The following is a 17,772-nucleotide window of genomic DNA, read 5'->3' on the forward strand; positions in this document are numbered from 1 at the left end:
GACATGACCGCCTCCCTAATGGATTGTGACGATCCCACCTTGGCACAAAGATGCCGTCGGGGGCGGTTACAACATCAGAGTCTCCTCAGGCGCTAAAGCTTAGCTCCTGGTCCGAATTCGTGCGACCACCTCTACCCGAAGCGGTAGCGGCCTAAATAAGGCAGAAATACACTTAGAAAATCCGAGAACCTGTTCAGACAAACCGAGCCACTTCAAGACGGCTTAGGCATGACCAACGCCGAATGCGAATGGTGCAGGGGGCAATGCTATGTCTCGACTTAAGTTAAACAGGAGAAATGCCGTGGGGCTGCCGTCTGCTCTCAGTGGCGGCAGCCTGTGCGAATCAGCGTACAATCAGAACCGGCACCGGGGATTGCGACACAACCTGCGAGGCCTGGCTTCCAAGAAGAATCCGTCGGATACCGCGCCTTCCGTGTGACGCCATGCAGATCAGATCGCAGCCAAACTCCTTGGCCGCGCCGATAATTGCGTCGGCAGGCTGCGCATTCGAGATGTGCTGAGTGCGGAGCGTCAGATCGGCGCTTGCAGAAGCTTTGGCGGCCTTGAGCACCGTCTCTGCCTGCTCGCGCTGCGCAGTGTCATAATCCTCCAGAACACGGGCGGGGGTATAGGCACCTTCACCCATCATGCCGGTGATGATTGGATAGGGCGGCGTGACGGTAAGGAGCGTAACCTGAGCCCCGACTGCGGCGGCCAAAGCGAGCCCATGGTCCACGCCCTGCCGTGCCAGCTCCGAGCCATCGGTGGTGATAAGAATATGATGATACATGAAAGTTCTCCTGGTGTTTACAGCTTTCGGGCAAATTCTCTGGCCCGGGAGTATGCAGGATTGCCGGGGGATGCAGATCAGGTCTGTCAGGCTGCGCTGCAAAAGGGGGGCTTGGAGGCAAAAGAGCCGCTGGGCGCAACCCTTCCTAAGCACTTGTGCCATGAAGATGTCAGTATTTGTTGGACTGTCCCCCATCAATTTCGATCACTGTACCATTAATGAACCCGGCTTCGCCTGAGAGCAGGAAGGCGGTGAGGGCCGCGACCTCTTCGGGGCGACCAAAGCGGCGCATAGGATTCGGCTTTACAAATTCACGCCCGACCCGCGCCCAGTCATCCCCGCCCATTTGACGCAGCGAAGCCTCCACCATGGGCGTCATAATCGCACCTGGGGCTATGGCATTGATCTGGATTCCGTATTCGCCATATTCGACCGCACTGTTGCGGGTCAGTCCGACCACGCCATGTTTGCTGGCTGCATAGCCGGACTGGCGGCCGACGCCGCGGATCCCGCCGACAGACGCGCAGTTGACGATCGCGCCGCTGCCCTGTCGGCGCATCACCTTCAGCACCTCCGCCATGCCGTAGAACACACCGTCGAGGTTGACTGACAACACTCGGCGGAACTCATCCGCGCCGAAATCTTCGGTCAGGTCCTGACGGCCCTCAATGCCGGCGTTGTTGAAAAATCCGTCTATCCTTCCGAAACGCTCCAGAGTTCGTGCAACATAGCTCTTTACCTGCGCTTCCTGAGCGATATCCGCCTGGATCAGGAGCAGTTCAGTCTCCCCGGGCAGGGTGTCACGCGCCGCGGCAAGGGCGGGATCGCTCAGATCGACCAGAACAAGCTTTGCGCCTTCCGAGGCCAGCCTTTGCGCCGTGGCAAGACCAAGGCCCGAGGCAGCACCCGTAATGATGATCACTTTCTCTGCAAAACGTTGCATACATGGCCCTCCTGAGGCGGGAAAAGGTTACTGCTGGACCGACTTCATCCAGGCGAGCAGGTCTTCGATCTGCTGCGGTTCCAGAATTTCAAACTCCGGCATGTCGAGGTGACCGACCGCAGCGCCTTCCGCAAAAGCCTCACCAAGGTGATCGATCGGATAAAGTCGCCCGATCAGTCGAAAGGGTGGTGCATCGATGTGAAGACTCTCCCCTTCGGCCTCTGTTGAATGACAACCAGCGCAGTTTTTCAGGACGTACTCATAACCCCTGGCGATCTGCGCGCTTTCTTCAGAAGTTTGAGCGGCTGTATGAAGAGGCGAAATGATGAGGAGGCAGGCCGCAATGAGGCGAAGGGAGAGCAACAGCCTGTGCGGGAACGGATGGATGAGTAACAGGGGCAGTTTCACTTCGGATCCCTTTCTGAACGTACGATGAGTACAGGGATCTCCGCTTGGGAAACGACTTCGGCCGCCTGACTGCCGAGCACGAGCCGTTTCATCCCGCGCCTTCCATGTGAGGCCATGCAGATCAGATCGCATCCCTTCTCACGGGCAGTGCGAAGAATGGCCTCGGCCGGATGGGCATCGGGAATATGCAGCGCAGAGGCGTTGACGCCCAACCGCGCCGCTGTCGCAATACACGTCTGCAGGATCTGTCGCGCGGCCTCCTGCTGACGGTCTTCATAGTCCTGGATCATTTCAGCGGTGGCGTAGCCGCGCACGCTCGTCAGACTGGCCATGATGGGATACGGGGCGGTGACGGAGAGAAATATCACCCTCGCACCCGTAGCGGCGGCGAGGGCGAGACCATGCTCGACTCCATGTGTGGCTATGTCGGACCCGTCCGTTGTAATGAGAATATGCTTATACATTTCCGACCTCCTGTGACTGGCGGGTGAAGAGCGAAGAGAGAACCGGCCGCTTCCTGAGGCTATGATCGCTGCGGATGGGGTCTGCGAGCAGACGAAGCCCGTTCAGGACTACCAGAACCGTGCCGCCTTCATGACCGATCACCGCCAGCGGCAAGGGCAGTTCAAAAAAGAGCGCCGAGATGACCAGAAGCGCCATCATTCCAAGCGCAAATATAAGGTTTTGCCTGATGATGCGCTTTGTGCGCTGCGCAAGTTTTCTTGCGGCGGCAAGGCGGGTCATATCTTCGGCCAGCAAAGCAACATCGGCGGCTTGAAGGGCAACCTCGCTTCCCGCAACTCCCATGGCGATCCCGACATCGGCACGGGCGAGGGCGGCGGCATCATTGACCCCGTCGCCCACAAAGGCAGTACGGCCCTTTTCCGCTAAATCGCCAACGAGGCGCACCTTGTCTTCGGGCAGAAGATCGGAGTGGATCTCAGCTTCGGAAAAGCCAAGCTCCCGCCCGATCCGAAGTGCCACCGCACGTCGATCGCCGGTCATCAGCGCGAGATGGTGCACCCCAGCCGCCCGCAGTTGCGAAAGGCCTGCAGCGGAGCCCGTCCGTGGCCGGTCTGCCACGGTAACGCCGCCAAGGAGCCGATTGCCTCGGCCAATCCAGGTCACGGTCTGTGCGGAATTTTTCAGGCGCAGCGCGCCGGGTGTTGTGGCCGTCGCCCCCATTCGTTCCAACATCCGCTGGTTCCCTGCCCAGACTGCACCGTCCTCATCCACGCCGGTAATTCCCTCGCTGGGGTGGGTGACGACACCGCGCACTTCCGCAGGGGTAAGCCCGTCAGCTGCCGCGCGGCGGCGGATAGCAGCGGCGATGGGATGCTCGGACTGGGCTTCAAGGCCTGCCAGAAGCGAGAGCATGCGGTCCTGCCCGATGGTCGCGTCGATGTCTGTGACTTCCGCCGTTCCGGTGGTCAGTGTGCCTGTCTTATCAAAGGAAAAGCTTTTCACATCGGCCAGGGCCTCAAGAGCGGCGCCACCTTTGAACAGAACGCCTCCCCGCGCGGCCGCGGCCAAAGCCGAAAGGATCGCCGCCGGGACGGAGATCACCACTGCACAGGGGCTTGCCGCTACCAAAAGGACTGCCGAACGGTAAAGAGCCTCGGATAGCGGATAACCGAGAAGCAACTGCGCCAGAAAAGCGAGCAGCGCAGCGGCCAGAACAGCTATGGTATAACGCTGGCCGAACCAGGCACTGAAGGTCTCAGAGGGGGCGCGGGCCGCCTGGGCTTCGGTCACCATGGCAATCATCCGCGCAACTGTGCTGGTTGCGGAGGTGGCGGTCGCCTCCATGATCAGCACGGCGTTGAGATTTACCGTCGCCTCAAAGAGCTTCGTGCCGGGCGCTTTGCTGACAGGCATGGACTCTCCGGTGATCGTCGCCTCATCCACCGCGCCTTCGCCATTGAGTAAAAGTCCGTCCACGGGCACCCGGGCGCCCGGTCGCAGCACAAGCCGGTCCCCGGGGCGCAGATCGGCCACCCGGACCTCTTCGGTTGCCCCGTCCCCTCTCAGTCGCAGCGCCGTCTCTGGCCGAAGCGCCATCAGTGCCTCAATAGCCCGCCTCGCACGGCCCATGGCGCGATGCTCCAGAGTGCCTGAGATGCTGAAGAGTGTCAGAAGCACTGCCCCCTCCAGCGGTGCGCCGACCGCCAGAGCCGCGAGTGCGGCGATAATCATGAGCAGATCAATGTCAAACACCCGCTCACGCCAGAGTGCGCTGAGGGCACGCAGACCGGTGGGCAATCCTGCCGCGAGATAAACCAGCCAAAGCCCAAGGCTACCGCCGGCGCCGGAGATCGCGAAGGCATCAAGTGCAGCCATGGCCATTCCGCAGACGGAAATCATCGTCAACGGCAGCATCAGACGCTCAGTTAGGCTCGTGCCGTCAGGCATAAAAAAGTCCCCCTTCTCGGGTGTAGCACTGCATATCACGAGGTCAGTCTACGCCTCTGCAGAGGCAGGTCTATGATGCGGATCAAATTAGGCATAAAACTCTCAAAACTTTCCGGAGGAGGAAACGGCCGGGACCGATCGCGCATCGCCACCCGCAGGGTAGCAACTCTGCTCTGGTCAAACGTCAGAAGAAGCGTAAGCTCAAGCTTAGCCGCAGAAGGGCTGAGTCATCCTGGTCGGAGCATGGAGTTGAACAGTTATCAGTCTGCGCATGAAGAAGTGCATTTCGTCAATCGCAGTGGCTGGCTGCGGGCGGCCGTACTCGGTGCGAATGACGGTATAATCTCGATTTCTTCGCTGATCGTCGGGGTTGCGATGGCAAATCCGTCCACCTCAGCCGTGTTGATCGCCGGAGCTGCCGGATTGGCTGCCGGAGCCATGTCAATGGCCGCCGGGGAATATGTCTCAGTCAGCTCTCAAGCTGATATTGAGCAGGCTGATATCGCTCGGGAGGCTGTCGCACTGCGCGACATGCCAGATGCCGAGGAAATCGAACTCGCTTCGATCTGGGAAGGCCGGGGGCTTTCTGTGCAGACGGCTGCCTTGGTGGCGAGGGAGTTAACCGAAAATAATGCGCTTGACGCACATGTGCGCGATGAGCTTGGTCTTTCAGAGGTGCACAGCGCCAACCCGCTGCAGGCTGCCCTTGCTTCAGGGTTGACCTTCACTCTGGCAGGTGCAGTTCCGATGGTCGCAGCCGTACTCTCCCCTGCGGAACAGGTCGCACTGGTCGTGACGCTTACCACGCTGCTCGCTCTTGCGGTTCTTGGCATGCTTGGCGCCTGGGCGGGGCGCGCGAAATTTCTGCGCCCGACCCTTCGTGTCGTCTTCTGGGGCGGGGCGGCCATGGCCGTGACGGCCGTCATTGGCAAAATCTTTGGGGTTGAAGTCTGATCGGTATCGGACGCGGTAGCGTGCCTTGAAAGGATCGAGACATGAGCTTGAAACGGTTTGAGATCACCGGCCCGGAGATCGACTGCGTGGTTGCTGAATTTTACCGGGAAATCCGCAAAAATCCCTCGTTGGCTCCAATATTTGCGAAACATGTGAGCGACTGGCCTTCGCATGAGGCTAAGATCGCATCTTTTTGGAAACATGCCATTCTGTTAGAACGGGCCTATGAGGGTAACCCTCTGTCTGTACACAGAGCTGCCGGCGATATCCGGGAGGAGATGTTCCCGGTCTGGCTGGAACTTTTTGACGCCGTCCTGCAGAGAACCCTTCCCGTTGCCACCGCTAAGTCCTGGTCGGCGCTCGCACACCGGATTGGCCGGGGCTTGCGCTATGGGCTTTCCCATAAGCCGGGTCCACCAAAGTTGCGCTTTTAGAACGGTTTCCTCCCAAAGAGATATTTTCAAGACTTATAGAACGAGTTTTCTCCCGACAGAGAACGTAAACGGCAGCACAGTCTTTCAGAATTCATTACGGACCGTATGGCTGCGATTTCTGAAAGAATGACAGCTGTGACAACTGGTCGAATAGTGACCTTACGGGGTTATCCTGAGAAAGATTTTGGTCATGTGCTGAGCGGGAACAGCACGTCTTTAGGGGAGTGGCAAGCGCTGAAGGGCGGGGGATTTATCTTCATTCCGGACGGTAAGAACAAGCCCTCGGTCATGGCAAAATCTCTCCACGGTTTCTATGAAGGTCTGGAGGACTGGTTTCGTGATTTCCAACGAAATTCCAGTCGGACCTGAAATAATTACAAAACTTGCAAAAGAGGCATCGAAGTACCACACCCTTTACAAGGGGAGTGCCGGTGAAGACAATCAGCCTCAGGAATGTCCTGCCTTCGGGAGAATACGAAATATGACGCGGTTGCAAAAAATCTTAGCTCTGTTCAGCGATGATCATGAGATCTTTGTCTGAAAATTGGAGTCAGCCAGATTTCTGAACCGCCCGACAGATCTTAGCAACTGTATCTCTCACGCCGTTGCGGCGGTCCACACACTCGAAATCAATATTCCCGAACGGTATCTTTTTGTCGATTACCACCTTTATCAGAGTATATGTTCCCAATCGGGAATATTTGTGGCGTTCACAGCCGAAACCTGCTACAAGTTCCCGAACGGGAATAAGAGGCTGGACATGTCTGTCACCGGGGCTGCCGAGGCTCAAGCTTTTGGTCGTATGATCCGCGAGCGGCGGCGCGAGTTGGGGCTGCGTCAGGAGGACATTGTGCTCTCGACGGGTGTTGGGCGGCGCTATCTGATTGAGCTAGAGGCTGGCAAGCCAACGGCGCGGATTGGACCGGCGCTGATGATCGCGGGTCTTCTGGGGATCTATCCAACGATCTCAGCCCAGGGCCCTGCGCGGACTCAAGCTGCAGAGGCGCTGCCGCCCTCGCTCGAGCCGTAACATGCAGATCTATTTTGAAACCCGCCCTGTGGCCGAGCTGCTGCCTGGAGATCTGGGGCCTGGCCTTGTTTATCACCGCGAATGGCTAAGCCTGCGGGGTGCCTTTCCGGTTTCCACCCGCATGCCACTGCGGGCCGAACCTTATACTCCGGACGTGGTTCTGCCCTGGATCGTGAATCTGCTGCCTGAGGAAGATAATCTGGAAGCCGTTGCGCGGCTGACCGGTGTGGGCAAAGCAGATGCCCTGGGGATTCTGGCTGAGATTGGCCGCGACACCTCGGGTGCGCTGTCGTTTGCTGAACGTGGCACAGCGAATATGCATTACAGAGCCGTCGACAGCGAGGAGGCGCTTGAGCGCATCATCGAAGAGCTGCCCTCGAAGCCCTTTTTGGCGGGGGATGAGGGTGTTTCCATGTCGCTTGCGGGCGTGCAGACCAAAATTGGTGTGCATCTCGACGCTGAGGGGAAGGTTGCAATCCCGCTTAACGGATCACCCTCAACCTGGATTTTGAAACCCGATACCGACAGGCTCTGGGGAACAGTCGCTAACGAGGCTTTTTGCCTGCGGCTGGCGCGTCATGTGGGTCTCGACGTCCCCGATATACGCATCGGCCAGGCGGGGCGGCGTCGATTTTTGCTGATCGCGCGCTATGATCGGGTCAATGAGGGTGAGAAGTGGCGCCGTCTTCACCAGGAAGACTTCTGTCAGGCACTGGGTCATTTCCCCTCTATGAAATACGAGAAGAACGGCCGAAACAGGCCGGGGCCGCGCATCCGCGATCTGATTTCCGCGACGCGGCAAAGTGTGGGGATTGCCGGTGTGATCCCGATGCTGCGGCACGTGATCTTTAATATCCTCGTCTGCAATACGGATGCACACGCCAAGAATTACTCGCTGTTGATTCAGGGCGGCGGCACTGTTCAGCTCAGCCCGATTTACGATGTGATGTGCGCGCCAGTCTGGCCGCGAATTACCAGGTATCTCGCGATGTCGGTCGCCACCAAACGCGACGGAGATTACCTGCTCGGTCGCCACTGGCAGCGCGAAGCGCTTTTGTGTGGCCTTGGTGCCCCGGCCCTTTTGCGGCTGGTGGGCCGCATGTGTGATGAGGTGGAGGCCGCGCTGGATCGGGCGGTGGCTGATATTGCGGCGATGTATCCTGAAGGCCGCGCTATGGCAGAGCTTTGCCGTGACGAAATCCGGAAGCGGACAGGGCATATCCGTTACGGGCTGAAGACAACCGAGCCCGACCCTGCGGCTTGGGTCTCAGCGCATTTGGGCAAATGAGACACAGATCGAGGTGCGCTGGCATGTTTCGCTTTCGGCCCATACCTGCCGGTCGGCGCGTTCTGGCGCTGCTATGCAGTATTCCCAAAAGCTACCGCTCAGGCTTAACCCACACGGCAGGCGTCGCGAGGGTCGGCTGTGCGGACCAACCGGTCATTCGCTGCAGAAGCATAAGAACCCTTCGCAGGTGCAGAGGTCCGGGAGATAGCGGTCATTCGGCTATTCGACCCGGAACCACTGATTGTCTCTGAGCGCTTCCGAACCAGTCCACTGTGCCAGATTTCACAACTACGTCCGCCCGGCCTTGTTCAGGTCGGGCGGAAACGTCTGATAACTCGCTCTCCCTCAAGAGAGTAGCCTACATGTTGATGGCGCGGACCAGTCGGACTCCCCACTCCGCGTCAGGATTGGTGGTCCCGTCTCCGACACGCTCCTGGATCACGGCGACGCTGAGATCCCGCCGCTTGGGCAAGCGCGCTTTTTCGGCTGCAGAGAGGGCGGCACCGATCTCTTCGAGCGACAGGTCGGTGGTGTAAACCGGTGCGCCCGGCTGCTGACGCCAGGACTCGGCCAGGGTGCCCGCGTCAAAAGCATCAAGCCCCGTATCCTCGACCAGAGCCATCGCCACCTTCCGGTCCCGATCCCGGTCGGCGGCAACTGGGATGGCAATGCGCCCCGGTGCACCCTTGGGCTTGCCTTTGGTTGCGAAGGAAGCAGACCCGATGGCGTTCCATGCCTTCGCGATAGGCCGGCCCAGTTGCTCGACCACCCACAGGCTCTCCACTTGCCCGGCTTCAATTGCCTCGATCCGAGTATCGCGATGAGGGTAATAGTTCGACGTGTCGATCACCACCGTCTCCTCCGGAACAGCCGCGATCAGTGGCGCGATCTCGGGGATGCGGTTGAGGGGAATGGAGAGGATGATCACCTCAACGTCGCGCAATGCCTGCTGCGTGGTCACCGCCTGTGCGCCACCCGACAGCAGGTCCGCCTCGATCGTCTCCGGTCCGCGCGAGTTGGCGACCTTCACGTCGTGGCCAGCCGCACTCAGTTCTTTCACCAGCGTCTTGCCGATGTGACCTGTGCCGAGAATGCCGATTTTCATGTTTGTTTCCTTTCAGGCTTTTGTGTCGGGTGCATTCGTGATGCGGTTCGATGCGACGATGTCGGCATGCGTTGGGCTCGCGCCCAAGGCCGCGTATGTGTGCATCATGCGATCCCGCGTTGCGGGCGCTTTGCCCGGAACTGCGGCTGCCAGTGCATGGCGCATCTCCTCGGCATTCCAGTCGCAGCAATACGCCGGCGTCGAGGGCTGCTGGCGCCATGACTGGGCCAGCTCTCCCGCATCAACGGGATCGAACCCCACCTCGTTGACCAAGACGCAGGCCAGAGACTTTTCCTGCGGATCGTCTCCGGCCACCGCCACGGCGAGGCGATCGCTTGCTCCTTCCGGCCGGCCCAGTTCGGCCAGGGAATGGGCCAGAATATTGTTGAAGGCCTTGATGACCGGGCGGCCGATTTGCCGGGACACCCAGAGGCTTTCGACCATTCCCTCGTCGATCTCCGGGATATTGGGGTCCCGCATACCAGGATAGTAGTTACCCGTATCTATCACCGGCACGCCTGCAGGCAGGCCAGCAAACAGATCCTCGGGCAGCTCAGCAATGGCCGGAAACGGGATCGACAGGATCACCGCGTCCACGCCGTCGACCGCGCCCCTGACGTCAACAGGTTCTGCGCCGATCTCATCTGCCACCGCGCGAACGCCCTCGATGCCTCGCGAGTTGGCAAGGCGGATGTCGTGACCGGCGCTGCGCAGCTTGCGCGCAAGCGTCCCACCGATGTTTCCGGTGCCGATAATGCCGATCTTCATGATCATTCCTTTCTTCTTCATTAGTGCTAATGGGTGCCGCATTAGCGGCTGACGCGGGGATCGAGCCCATATTGGGCCGGAGCGCCAAGATGGTCGCGTAGCGTGGTGCCCTCGTAATCCCGGTGAAAGAGCCCGCGCTCCTGCAGGATAGGGACCACGCCATCCACAAAGGCGTCGATCCCGTCCTCGTAGACATCAGGAGAGATCCAGAAGCCGTCTGCCGCGCCAGCTTCGAACCAGGCCTGCATGTGGTCCGCTGCTTCAATCGCCGGTCCCACGATCACCGGATGATAATCGATCACGCCATGGGCCAGCACGTCACGCAGGCTCCATCCCTCGCGGGCGATCGCCAGAGCATGAGCCGAGCGCGGATCGCGCGGCGACGGACTGGCCGCAGCCAGCTGCTCGCGAGAGAGCGGCCTGTCGAGCCGGGTGGAATCAAGCCGAACTCCCAACATCTGCTGCAGGTAATTCACCCGTTGCGGGAAAAGCCGCTCGGTCATCGCAATACGGCGATCCAGAGCCGCACGCCGGTCGGTGGCGATCGTCGTCATCAGGCCGGGAATATACTTGATTTCGTCGGGATCGCGTCCGGCGCGTTCGGCTGCATTCCGGAAGGCAGTGCGTTGTGCGCGTGCGTCCTCGATCGTGAAGCTCGCGCCAATGACGGCGCTGGCGTAGCGCCCGGCCAGCTCATGGGCGTTAGGGCTGCCTCCGGCATGGAAGATGACTGGCTGGCCCTGCTCAGACGGCGGGATGTAGAGCGGCCCACGCGATGCGACGAAGTCGCCGTGCAGGTTGATCGGCGCGATTTTCTCCCTGTTTGCGAACCGGCCGCTCGTTTGGTCATGCACCCAGGCGTCCTGCCCCCAGCTGCCCCACAGGGCCTGCACCAGCTGGACAGTTTCATGCGCCCGCCCATAGCGTTTGGCGCTTGAGGGAAGCCGTTGACCATAATTTGCGGCAACATCCTCGCCGCTGGACGTGACTGCGTTCCATCCGGCGCGCCCATGGCTCATGAGGTCGAGGGCCTTGAACTGGCGAGCAAGGTTGTAGGGCTCATTGAATGTCGTGGAGCCGGTCGCGACCAGCCCGATCCGGCTGGTCTCGCGGGCAACTGCGGCCAGCGTGAGCATGACGTCGAGGTTGAAGTTCGGGGCTTCCTCGTCAACGTCGACCACCTGGCTGGGGCCATCCGGCAGGAACAGGAACTGGAACTTGCCGCGCTCGGCCGCCTTTGCCTGACGGACCTTTGCATCAAAGCTTGTATAGCTTCGCGGGTCCACGCCAGCCATGCGCCATGCTCCAGGTTGCGAGCCGTAGCCGTTTCCCAGATGCATGCCGATGATCATTTGTCTCTTGCTCATGGTCGAACGGCGACGCCGCCTCTTACAAATCTGCTGCCAGGGAGCTAGTTGAGGAGCAAGAGACCAAAGCACAAGAACCCACCAAAAAGTGGGTAACCCACCACGGAGTAAGTTCATGAAGCGCGACTGGCGGTGCGAAGACCCCAAACAGCAACTTGTCTGGGCTGCGGCCTCAAGCGAGACCCTGCGGGTTCTGGAAGGCAAGTGGAAGATCGTTATCATCGTTCAGCTCTTTGCCGCGAAGGCACCGCTGCGCTTTTCCGAACTGGAGCGTCGCGTCGAAGGCGTGAACCAGAAGATGCTCATCCAGCAACTCAAGGAGCTGGAAAAGGACGGCATCGTCACTCGAAAGGTCTATCCGGAGGTTCCACCTCGAGTGGAGTATGCCCTAAGCGACATGGGCCTTGCGCTTGGCTCGGCGATCGAAGCCCTGGTCGATTGGGCCTTTCTGCGGCGTGAGGCGCAAGGCGAGCCGTTTGCAGGCGAACAGCCCGCAGCCTGACCAAGAGTAGCAGCCAGGGGGGTTACGCACCTTTTGGTGGGTTCTTGTGCTATCAGGTGTTCCGGGTAGCCTTTGTCGCGGAATGAAAAGCTGGGGGCAGTCGGTCGCGTGGCGGCGAGGCTTTGCGAAAGCAACTGTCGCCGTGGCACGGCGACTTGCGATTATCCTGCATCGCATGTGGGTTGATGGAACGGAATATCGCTGGGAACCAGAACAGGCTTCTGCCTGATCCCAGCCATGAGGTCTGCGCCGTAAAGCGCAGATAGCTGTCCCGTGCAGGGACGATGGGCAGGCAATCTCCGTGTGGGCTTTGGAAAACGGCCAGGAGCCTCGCTTCTGAGCCATGAATCCGCAAAAAAGATTGGGATGCCTTACCATCTGACCCGATTATGTAAGCGGCTCAAGGCCGACTTCGGAGAGAAGCAAGACACCTGCCGGGAGCATCGCTTAACTCAAAGAACCGCCCTCCCTATTGGAGAGCGGAACTGGCAGCCATGCGGACAAAGCTGCCCTTCAGTCCTCCGACTTTGGGCCGTGGAATCTGTTCTTCAGTATTCCGGCGATATGATCCCGCACCAACCGCACCCGTGGGAGAGCCAGAGACTGCTCATGGGCGAGCAGCCAGAGATCGGATTCCAGACGGGGCAAGCTGGCCAGCCCGGGCAGGAAACCAGCAGGAACGGCGATGAACTCGGGCAACACAGCCCAGCCGGCATCCATGCCGACCGCTTCCACCTGCGCTGTGAAGGAGGTCAGGCGCAGCGATGGCCGAAGCCCGGGGCAGTTGGCCGCAAGCCAGCCCGCCATGGTGAGGAATGCGAAATCCTCCGTCCAACCGATGACCCGGTGCCGGTGCAAATCCTCGGGCCGGTCCGGGATGCCATGCCGCGCCACATGATCCGCCGAGGCGTAGAGCCCGAAGCGGATCTTGCCCACCCTTCTCAGGCGATAATTGCCCCGGACGGGGCGCACCAGCCGGATGACCAGATCCGCCTCTTCGGCGGCGAGCCGCACGGGCTGGACCGAACTGCGCAATTCGAGGCGGATGGCGGGATAATCCTCCATGAACCGGATCAGCGCGGGCAGCAGCACGTCCCGGCCCAGAAGCTCGGGCGCCTCGATCCGCACCGTTCCGGCCAGATCGTCGCCGGCCTCCAGTGCATTGCGCTCAAAAACCCGCATCCGGGTTCCCGCCTGCTCGGCCTCCGGAACGAGGCTTTGCCCGGCCTCGGTCAGGCTGTAGCCATCGCGATGCGGGCGGAACAGCCGCACCTTCAGCGCCTGTTCAAGCGCCTCGATCCGCCGGGAAACCGTCGAGGGACTGGTGCCTAGCCGAGCGGCGGCAGCCGAAAGCGACTTCGCCTGCGCGAGCGTGAGGAAGTACTTCAGATCGTTCCAGTCCATGGCTTTCCATTTTTGCAAAGCATGGAGCCGGAAACAAGGGTCGACTGAACGCAGGCCATGATGGATTTTGCTGGAAAGCAAAGGAATCCCTTCCATGACCCACACCATCCCCGCCATCCGATTTTCCGAATACGGAGGGCCAGACGTCCTGTCGCTCTCCAATGTCGGCCTGTCCGCCCCCGGCCCGGGCGAGATCCAGATCCGCCATGCCGCCATCGGCGTGAATTATATCGACATCTACCAACGCAAGGGCGTGTTCGGCCCCAAACTGCCGCTGCCGAACGGCCTGGGCGTGGAAGGCGTGGGCGAGATCACAATGGTCGGACCCGAGGTCTCCGGCTTCGCGGTCGGGGATCGGGTGGCCTATGTCGGCGGCCCGCCGGGTGGGTATGCGACGCATCGTAACCTGCCGGCGGCGCGGGCGCTGCATGTGCCCGCCGGCCTGGACAGCGATACGGTCGCGGCAAGCGTGTTCAAGGGACTGACCGCCGAATACCTGACCAATCGCTGCATTAGCCTGCGGCCCGGCGACACGGTATTGCTCCACGCGGCGGCGGGGGGCGTGGGTTCCTTGGCCAGCCAGTGGCTCAAGGCGCTTGGCGTGACCGTGATCGGCACCGTCGGCACCGAGGAAAAGGCACGGATCGCCCGCGCGCAGGGATGCGATCATGCGATCGTCTACAGCCGCGACGATTTCCGCGACGAGGTGATGCGGATCACCGGCGGCAAGGGGGTCCGGGTCGTCTACGATTCGGTCGGCGCGGATACGTTCACGCGCTCGCTCGATTGCCTGCAACCGCGCGGAACGCTGGTCAGCTTCGGGGAAAGCTCGGGGCCGGTCGAACCTTTGGCGGTCGGTATGCTTGGCGCGAAGGGCTCGCTCTTCCTCACGCGCCCCTCGATCGCCCATTACACCGCGGACCGCGCGGAATATGAGGGCGCGGCTGAACGTCTGTTCTCCGCCATGAGAGATGGCACCGTCGTTGCCGGGAAACCGAGTGTCTACCCACTGGCGCAAGCCGCACAGGCCCATGCCGATCTCGAAAGCCGCAGGACGACGGGCGCGGTCGTCTTGTTGCCCTGACACGAGCGACTGGCGGCTTTGGGCTCAAAGCCACAATCTTTTGACCTTGCCGAGGAGAGGTCCCGGACCCCTTCCAGCCGATCGATAGCAGGGATGGGTTCTGGCATGGAGGCAGACGCCGAGCCTTCAGAGTGATATGCTTGCTTTGTCGATGTTACCGAAGAAGGGCGGGTGTGGTGGACAGGAGGAGCTATCATGTCCATCGATCTTCTTCCCGCCCTTACGCCTAACCGCGTAAGTTGGAATAAGGGGCGCATTGTCGGTCAAAAGCGGCCGCTTTTACCCCGGCATGTCTGGTCGATCCGCGTCCGGCTTGAAATGACAGGCTGCGCCCGTGATCTCGCGCTGTTCAACATGGCAATCGACAGCAAGCTACGAGGATGCGACCTGGTGGCCATGCGGGTCCGAGATGTCTTCGTCGCTGGGCACGTTAAAGAGCGTGCCTCGATGACACAGAGCAAGACGGGAAAGCCTGTCCGGTTTGAGATCACTGATACGACGCGCCAATCCTTGGACCGTTGGATCCGGAACCCGGAAATGACCGGGCGCGAATTCTTGTGGCCAAGCCGGGTTCACGACAGTTTGCACCTGTCCACACGGCAGTATGCTCGGATAGTCCGCGGCTGGGTCGCGTCGCTCGGCCTCGAGGCTAGCGCCTACGGAACGCATTCGATGAGGCGCACCAAGGTTGCCCAGATTTACAAGAAAACCGGCAATCTGCGCGCCGTCCAACTGCTGCTCGGCCACACGAAAATGGATAGCACGGTGCGCTATCTCGGGGTCGATATAGAGGACGCACTATCCCTGTCGGAAGCGATCGACCTGTAACCATAATGCCGATCGGCACTAAGCGTGCCGGTCGGCCCTTGCCAGCCGACCGGTGCCTTCACTTGCCGCTAAACAGCATATCCGAAAGCCGCCGTCGGCCCTTACCTGCCATTTGTAGCTGACAGGGAGCGCCGCTTCCCGTCAGCTACAAAACGCAGCAGCATTCCATTATAGAGGTCGGCTATGACCTCATCACGCAGGCTGATTATTTTTCTCATCCCGGGCCAGGGTTTCCGACGCAGATGCGCAGCGAGAACGGCTGATCGTTGCGGGTCTCAGGGCGTTTTGACGACCCGCCTCGGGGTCCTGCGGACAACCTCGACCTTCGCCATCAGTGCCTCAGTCTCCTCCCTGCTGCGCAGGACTTTGGTGGGTTGGTCTGAAGCTTCTTGTGCCGCTAAGGCGGCGCGCGCCTTCTCCACCTTCTTCGTATGCCGCCTCAACCCGTTGGCAATCTTGTCGTTGGACTTGCGGATTTCTTCCTGTTGCAGGCGTTCCTTGTTCCGGAGGCGCTCTCGCGCGGCCTCTCCCTCCGACCGGCCAACAGCATGCACGCGTTCGGTCCTTGGGTCGGGTTCTCCGAACCAGCCCGATCTCGGACCCACCAAGGTTGATCCACCCCAATAGCTGCCCTTGCCCATGTCGAACTCCGTCTCGCCTCAATCTAGATTGCCCGAGGTTCCATGCCTAAGCAAGGCCGCCCTAGCTGCGAGCGGCAGCCTGTGATGCTTGCAAGCGTTCTGGTGTGATCGTCCGCCTGCTCTGATCAAGGACGGAGCAGGCTTGGACGTCAGCTGCACAATGCTCGTCAGAAAATCGAACGCCCGCTTTCCGCCCAAAGCTGTCCTCTGGCCTGCTCAATGCCGCGTTTGCTTCCGCACCAAAGGGTCCGTCATCAGCAGCAATGTCGCCTCCCATAGCGGCGTTTTCACATAGGCGGCCTTCTCCAACTGATACCGAGGCTTACCGCTGATCTTATCGAGAAGCCCAATCCAGACCAGTGGCCGCAGAACGTGGAGCGAGAGCGCATGCGATCCGTCATCAAAAGATGGCCGATCGCGCTCCGTCGGGTCTTCGCAGAAGATCTCCCGTAAACGGGCACCTGTGACCCCGCCCTCGGCTTCGACATTCAGAATATTCAGATAAATCCGCCAGTCGGGACGGGCCTCGGCAGCGTCAAATCGCGACAACGCGCTGTGATTAAATTCTGTGAGCCACCATGGCAGGATCTCAGAGAAGAGCGCGGCGGGACGGCCGGCAAGCGCCTGCCCGGCTTTGGTTAGCCGGAAGCTGCCCTTGTAGTGACGACCGAGCTTCATCTGGAGCAGCAGGTCATGGATGACCATGAGTGGCAGAAAATCCTGCTCATTGAGCACACGGTTGACGGCGTAGAGATCCTCGGGCCGATGGCCGGGCCAGTCGAAGTGATGCGCGGCCCATTCAACGAACACCCGCTTAAAAGCCGTTGAGGGTGTGAGCGGGATGGGTCCGTGCTCTTCGATCCAGGCCATGAGGAGAAGGATGCTCCGGATCAGTGGAGAGCCTTGCAGGGCAGGAAGATCATCAGGGATCGGTTTCAGGGCAATCATAGGGTGTCTCCTCGCTGCGGATCCTGCCGCGGGAGGAGGCGGAGATCCAGCACCCCGGATCAAAGTTTGTGACCGGGGGTGCCGGATTTTAATGTCCCAACCGCCGTGCGCGTTCAGCTATGCGGGCGATTTGCGCGCCGCTGCTCAGGGCTGCTGCCCGCGCCGCTGCAGGCGTGTGAACAATAGCGCGCCCGGCGAGCTCTGCGCCGCTCAGGTCGCCGCTTCGCGCCCGGGCTTGTTTGGCGAGACCGCGCGTCAAGCCTGCCGCCCCCGCAGCCACCGCCGGCCCCGCGACCAGCATGAAGTTGCCGGACAGCCCGCGGACGATGATCGGGGTTGTCGCCACAAATCCCTTCGCCAGAAACACCATGACAAAGAAGGGTACCAGCGCCCCGATATTGGTGGCCGACTCCGGGTCGCCGAGCTCGTCGAGAAGAGCATTCGCCATGCCCACGACCGTTGAGAACATTGCCGCTATCACCACCGGGTAGAAGGCGTAGCTTACGGTGGTCGAGATCCAACGATGGAAATAGTCCTTCGTGGCATCAAAAAGCGAGAGGGTGATCATCAGAGGCGCGAGGCCCAGCATAAGCGACAGCATCATCTTGCCAAAAATCAGCACGATACCGGTGAGAAATCCCAGCATGCTTAGCATGATGAGACCCAGCCCACCCAGAATGGCGCCGGTCATCCAGCTGAGATTATTGCCGATGGCGTTCAGGTACTTGCTGAACTCAGAAATGAGATCGTCAAACTCGTGGGCGAAGTGAGCAGCGTCGCCCCCGGATCCGCCGACTGAGGCGACTAGCAACTGTATCTCTCACGCCGTTGCGGCGGTCCATTTCTGCCGGCTCTTGCACAGGGTG

Annotated in this window: 20 protein-coding genes and 1 pseudogene; 9 read left to right on the forward strand and 12 right to left on the reverse strand. The window is 60.5% G+C overall.

Annotation, left to right across the window (positions count from 1 at the left end; all coding sequences use genetic code 11):
- Window positions 1-343 precede the first annotated feature (343 nt).
- The 5 genes from EP867_RS17080 to EP867_RS17100 form a co-directional block, all read right to left on the reverse strand.
- A complete protein-coding gene (locus EP867_RS17080) occupies window positions 344-790 on the reverse strand; it encodes a universal stress protein (protein ID WP_128490675.1) in 447 nt (148 codons plus the stop codon).
- Between the two features lie 169 nt (window positions 791-959).
- The gene (locus EP867_RS17085) at window positions 960-1,733 is read right to left on the reverse strand and encodes a glucose 1-dehydrogenase (RefSeq protein ID WP_128490676.1); all 774 of its coding nucleotides are present in this window, start codon (window positions 1,731-1,733) and stop codon (window positions 960-962) included.
- Between the two features lie 27 nt (window positions 1,734-1,760).
- Window positions 1,761-2,141 (reverse strand): c-type cytochrome, encoded by a 381-nt coding sequence (locus EP867_RS17090; RefSeq protein WP_164888923.1) that lies wholly within the window; start codon window positions 2,139-2,141, stop codon window positions 1,761-1,763.
- On the reverse strand, window positions 2,138-2,605 hold the full coding sequence (locus tag EP867_RS17095) for a universal stress protein (protein ID WP_128490678.1): 468 nt from the start codon (window positions 2,603-2,605) through the stop codon (window positions 2,138-2,140). The genes EP867_RS17090 and EP867_RS17095 overlap by 4 nt, the downstream gene beginning before the upstream one ends.
- Window positions 2,598-4,553 (reverse strand): heavy metal translocating P-type ATPase, encoded by a 1,956-nt coding sequence (locus tag EP867_RS17100; RefSeq protein WP_128490679.1) that lies wholly within the window; start codon window positions 4,551-4,553, stop codon window positions 2,598-2,600. Before EP867_RS17100 ends, EP867_RS17095 begins: the two co-directional genes overlap by 8 nt.
- Window positions 4,554-4,625: 72 nt before the next feature.
- Between EP867_RS17100 and EP867_RS17105 the strand changes: the two genes are divergently transcribed.
- From EP867_RS17105 to EP867_RS17125, 5 genes are all read left to right on the forward strand, one after another.
- Entirely contained in the window at window positions 4,626-5,507 is an 882-nt protein-coding gene (locus EP867_RS17105) for a VIT1/CCC1 transporter family protein (RefSeq protein ID WP_322099040.1), read from the forward strand.
- Window positions 5,508-5,548: 41 nt separating this feature from the next.
- The gene (locus EP867_RS17110; RefSeq protein ID WP_128490680.1) at window positions 5,549-5,941 is read left to right on the forward strand and encodes a group III truncated hemoglobin; all 393 of its coding nucleotides are present in this window, start codon (window positions 5,549-5,551) and stop codon (window positions 5,939-5,941) included.
- Between the two features lie 105 nt (window positions 5,942-6,046).
- Window positions 6,047-6,310, forward strand: a complete 264-nt coding sequence (locus EP867_RS17115) for a hypothetical protein (RefSeq protein ID WP_128490681.1) — start codon at window positions 6,047-6,049, stop codon at window positions 6,308-6,310.
- A gap of 391 nt (window positions 6,311-6,701) precedes the next feature.
- Window positions 6,702-6,971, forward strand: a complete 270-nt coding sequence (locus EP867_RS17120; protein ID WP_128490682.1) for a helix-turn-helix domain-containing protein — start codon at window positions 6,702-6,704, stop codon at window positions 6,969-6,971.
- Between the two features lies 1 nt (window position 6,972).
- Entirely contained in the window at window positions 6,973-8,259 is a 1,287-nt protein-coding gene (locus EP867_RS17125) for a type II toxin-antitoxin system HipA family toxin (protein WP_128490683.1), read from the forward strand.
- 358 nt (window positions 8,260-8,617) lie between these two features.
- Here EP867_RS17125 and EP867_RS17130 read toward each other — a convergent pair whose 3' ends face one another.
- Genes EP867_RS17130 through EP867_RS17140 form a run of 3 tightly spaced genes read right to left on the reverse strand, consistent with a single transcriptional unit; the run spans window position 8,618 to window position 11,484 of the window.
- A complete protein-coding gene (locus EP867_RS17130) occupies window positions 8,618-9,364 on the reverse strand; it encodes an NADPH-dependent F420 reductase (protein WP_128490684.1) in 747 nt (248 codons plus the stop codon).
- Window positions 9,365-9,376: 12 nt separating this feature from the next.
- Window positions 9,377-10,138, reverse strand: a complete 762-nt coding sequence (locus EP867_RS17135) for an NADPH-dependent F420 reductase (protein ID WP_206616362.1) — start codon at window positions 10,136-10,138, stop codon at window positions 9,377-9,379.
- Between the two features lie 35 nt (window positions 10,139-10,173).
- Complete coding sequence (locus EP867_RS17140; protein ID WP_206616363.1) at window positions 10,174-11,484, reverse strand: NtaA/DmoA family FMN-dependent monooxygenase; 1,311 nt, start codon at window positions 11,482-11,484, stop codon at window positions 10,174-10,176.
- 130 nt (window positions 11,485-11,614) lie between these two features.
- On the opposite strand from EP867_RS17140, the gene EP867_RS17145 reads away from it, so the two are divergent.
- Window positions 11,615-12,001, forward strand: a complete 387-nt coding sequence (locus EP867_RS17145; RefSeq protein WP_128490686.1) for a winged helix-turn-helix transcriptional regulator — start codon at window positions 11,615-11,617, stop codon at window positions 11,999-12,001.
- A gap of 91 nt (window positions 12,002-12,092) precedes the next feature.
- A pseudogene (locus EP867_RS20325) lies at window positions 12,093-12,230 on the forward strand (IS110 family transposase); the annotation flags it as partial.
- A 284-nt stretch (window positions 12,231-12,514) separates the two neighbouring features.
- Here the strand turns inward: EP867_RS20325 and EP867_RS17150 are convergent.
- Window positions 12,515-13,522, reverse strand: a complete 1,008-nt coding sequence (locus EP867_RS17150; RefSeq protein WP_206616364.1) for a LysR family transcriptional regulator — start codon at window positions 13,520-13,522, stop codon at window positions 12,515-12,517.
- On the opposite strand from EP867_RS17150, the gene EP867_RS17155 reads away from it, so the two are divergent.
- Window positions 13,500-14,489, forward strand: a complete 990-nt coding sequence (locus EP867_RS17155) for a quinone oxidoreductase family protein (RefSeq protein ID WP_128490687.1) — start codon at window positions 13,500-13,502, stop codon at window positions 14,487-14,489. The two genes, EP867_RS17150 and EP867_RS17155, sit on opposite strands and share 23 nt — an antisense overlap.
- Window positions 14,490-14,684: 195 nt before the next feature.
- Entirely contained in the window at window positions 14,685-15,317 is a 633-nt protein-coding gene (locus EP867_RS17160; protein ID WP_128490688.1) for a tyrosine-type recombinase/integrase, read from the forward strand.
- A gap of 275 nt (window positions 15,318-15,592) precedes the next feature.
- On the opposite strand, the gene EP867_RS17165 is transcribed toward EP867_RS17160, so the two are convergent.
- The 3 genes from EP867_RS17165 to EP867_RS17175 all read right to left on the reverse strand — a co-directional run bounded on the left by EP867_RS17165 (window position 15,593) and on the right by EP867_RS17175 (window position 17,717).
- A complete protein-coding gene (locus tag EP867_RS17165) occupies window positions 15,593-15,958 on the reverse strand; it encodes a hypothetical protein (protein ID WP_128490689.1) in 366 nt (121 codons plus the stop codon).
- A gap of 216 nt (window positions 15,959-16,174) precedes the next feature.
- Window positions 16,175-16,906 carry a hypothetical protein gene (locus tag EP867_RS17170; RefSeq protein WP_128490690.1) on the reverse strand — a complete coding sequence of 244 codons (732 nt, stop codon included), beginning with the start codon at window positions 16,904-16,906 and terminating at the stop codon, window positions 16,175-16,177.
- 88 nt (window positions 16,907-16,994) lie between these two features.
- Window positions 16,995-17,717: a type IV secretion system protein gene (locus EP867_RS17175; RefSeq protein WP_241656955.1), complete on the reverse strand. Its 723-nt coding sequence runs from the start codon at window positions 17,715-17,717 to the stop codon at window positions 16,995-16,997.
- Between the last annotated feature and the right edge of the window lie 55 nt (window positions 17,718-17,772).

This window comes from Falsigemmobacter intermedius (genome assembly GCF_004054105.1).
Classification (GTDB): Bacteria; Pseudomonadota; Alphaproteobacteria; order Rhodobacterales; family Rhodobacteraceae; genus Wagnerdoeblera; species Wagnerdoeblera intermedia.

Coding starts and splice junctions, on each gene's coding strand:
- EP867_RS17080 (WP_128490675.1), bottom strand. CDS start 790: ATGTATCATCATATTCTTATCACCACCGATGGCTCGGAGCTGGCACGG.
- EP867_RS17085 (WP_128490676.1), bottom strand. CDS start 1,733: ATGCAACGTTTTGCAGAGAAAGTGATCATCATTACGGGTGCTGCCTCG.
- EP867_RS17095 (WP_128490678.1), bottom strand. CDS start 2,605: ATGTATAAGCATATTCTCATTACAACGGACGGGTCCGACATAGCCACA.
- EP867_RS17100 (WP_128490679.1), bottom strand. CDS start 4,553: ATGCCTGACGGCACGAGCCTAACTGAGCGTCTGATGCTGCCGTTGACG.
- EP867_RS17105 (WP_322099040.1), top strand. CDS start 4,626: ATGATGCGGATCAAATTAGGCATAAAACTCTCAAAACTTTCCGGAGGA.
- EP867_RS17110 (WP_128490680.1), top strand. CDS start 5,549: ATGAGCTTGAAACGGTTTGAGATCACCGGCCCGGAGATCGACTGCGTG.
- EP867_RS17115 (WP_128490681.1), top strand. CDS start 6,047: ATGGCTGCGATTTCTGAAAGAATGACAGCTGTGACAACTGGTCGAATA.
- EP867_RS17120 (WP_128490682.1), top strand. CDS start 6,702: ATGTCTGTCACCGGGGCTGCCGAGGCTCAAGCTTTTGGTCGTATGATC.
- EP867_RS17125 (WP_128490683.1), top strand. CDS start 6,973: ATGCAGATCTATTTTGAAACCCGCCCTGTGGCCGAGCTGCTGCCTGGA.
- EP867_RS17130 (WP_128490684.1), bottom strand. CDS start 9,364: ATGAAAATCGGCATTCTCGGCACAGGTCACATCGGCAAGACGCTGGTG.
- EP867_RS17135 (WP_206616362.1), bottom strand. CDS start 10,138: ATGATCATGAAGATCGGCATTATCGGCACCGGAAACATCGGTGGGACG.
- EP867_RS17140 (WP_206616363.1), bottom strand. CDS start 11,484: ATGATCATCGGCATGCATCTGGGAAACGGCTACGGCTCGCAACCTGGA.
- EP867_RS17145 (WP_128490686.1), top strand. CDS start 11,615: ATGAAGCGCGACTGGCGGTGCGAAGACCCCAAACAGCAACTTGTCTGG.
- EP867_RS17155 (WP_128490687.1), top strand. CDS start 13,500: ATGACCCACACCATCCCCGCCATCCGATTTTCCGAATACGGAGGGCCA.
- EP867_RS17150 (WP_206616364.1), bottom strand. CDS start 13,522: ATGGCGGGGATGGTGTGGGTCATGGAAGGGATTCCTTTGCTTTCCAGC.
- EP867_RS17160 (WP_128490688.1), top strand. CDS start 14,685: ATGTCCATCGATCTTCTTCCCGCCCTTACGCCTAACCGCGTAAGTTGG.
- EP867_RS17165 (WP_128490689.1), bottom strand. CDS start 15,958: ATGGGCAAGGGCAGCTATTGGGGTGGATCAACCTTGGTGGGTCCGAGA.
- EP867_RS17170 (WP_128490690.1), bottom strand. CDS start 16,906: ATGATTGCCCTGAAACCGATCCCTGATGATCTTCCTGCCCTGCAAGGC.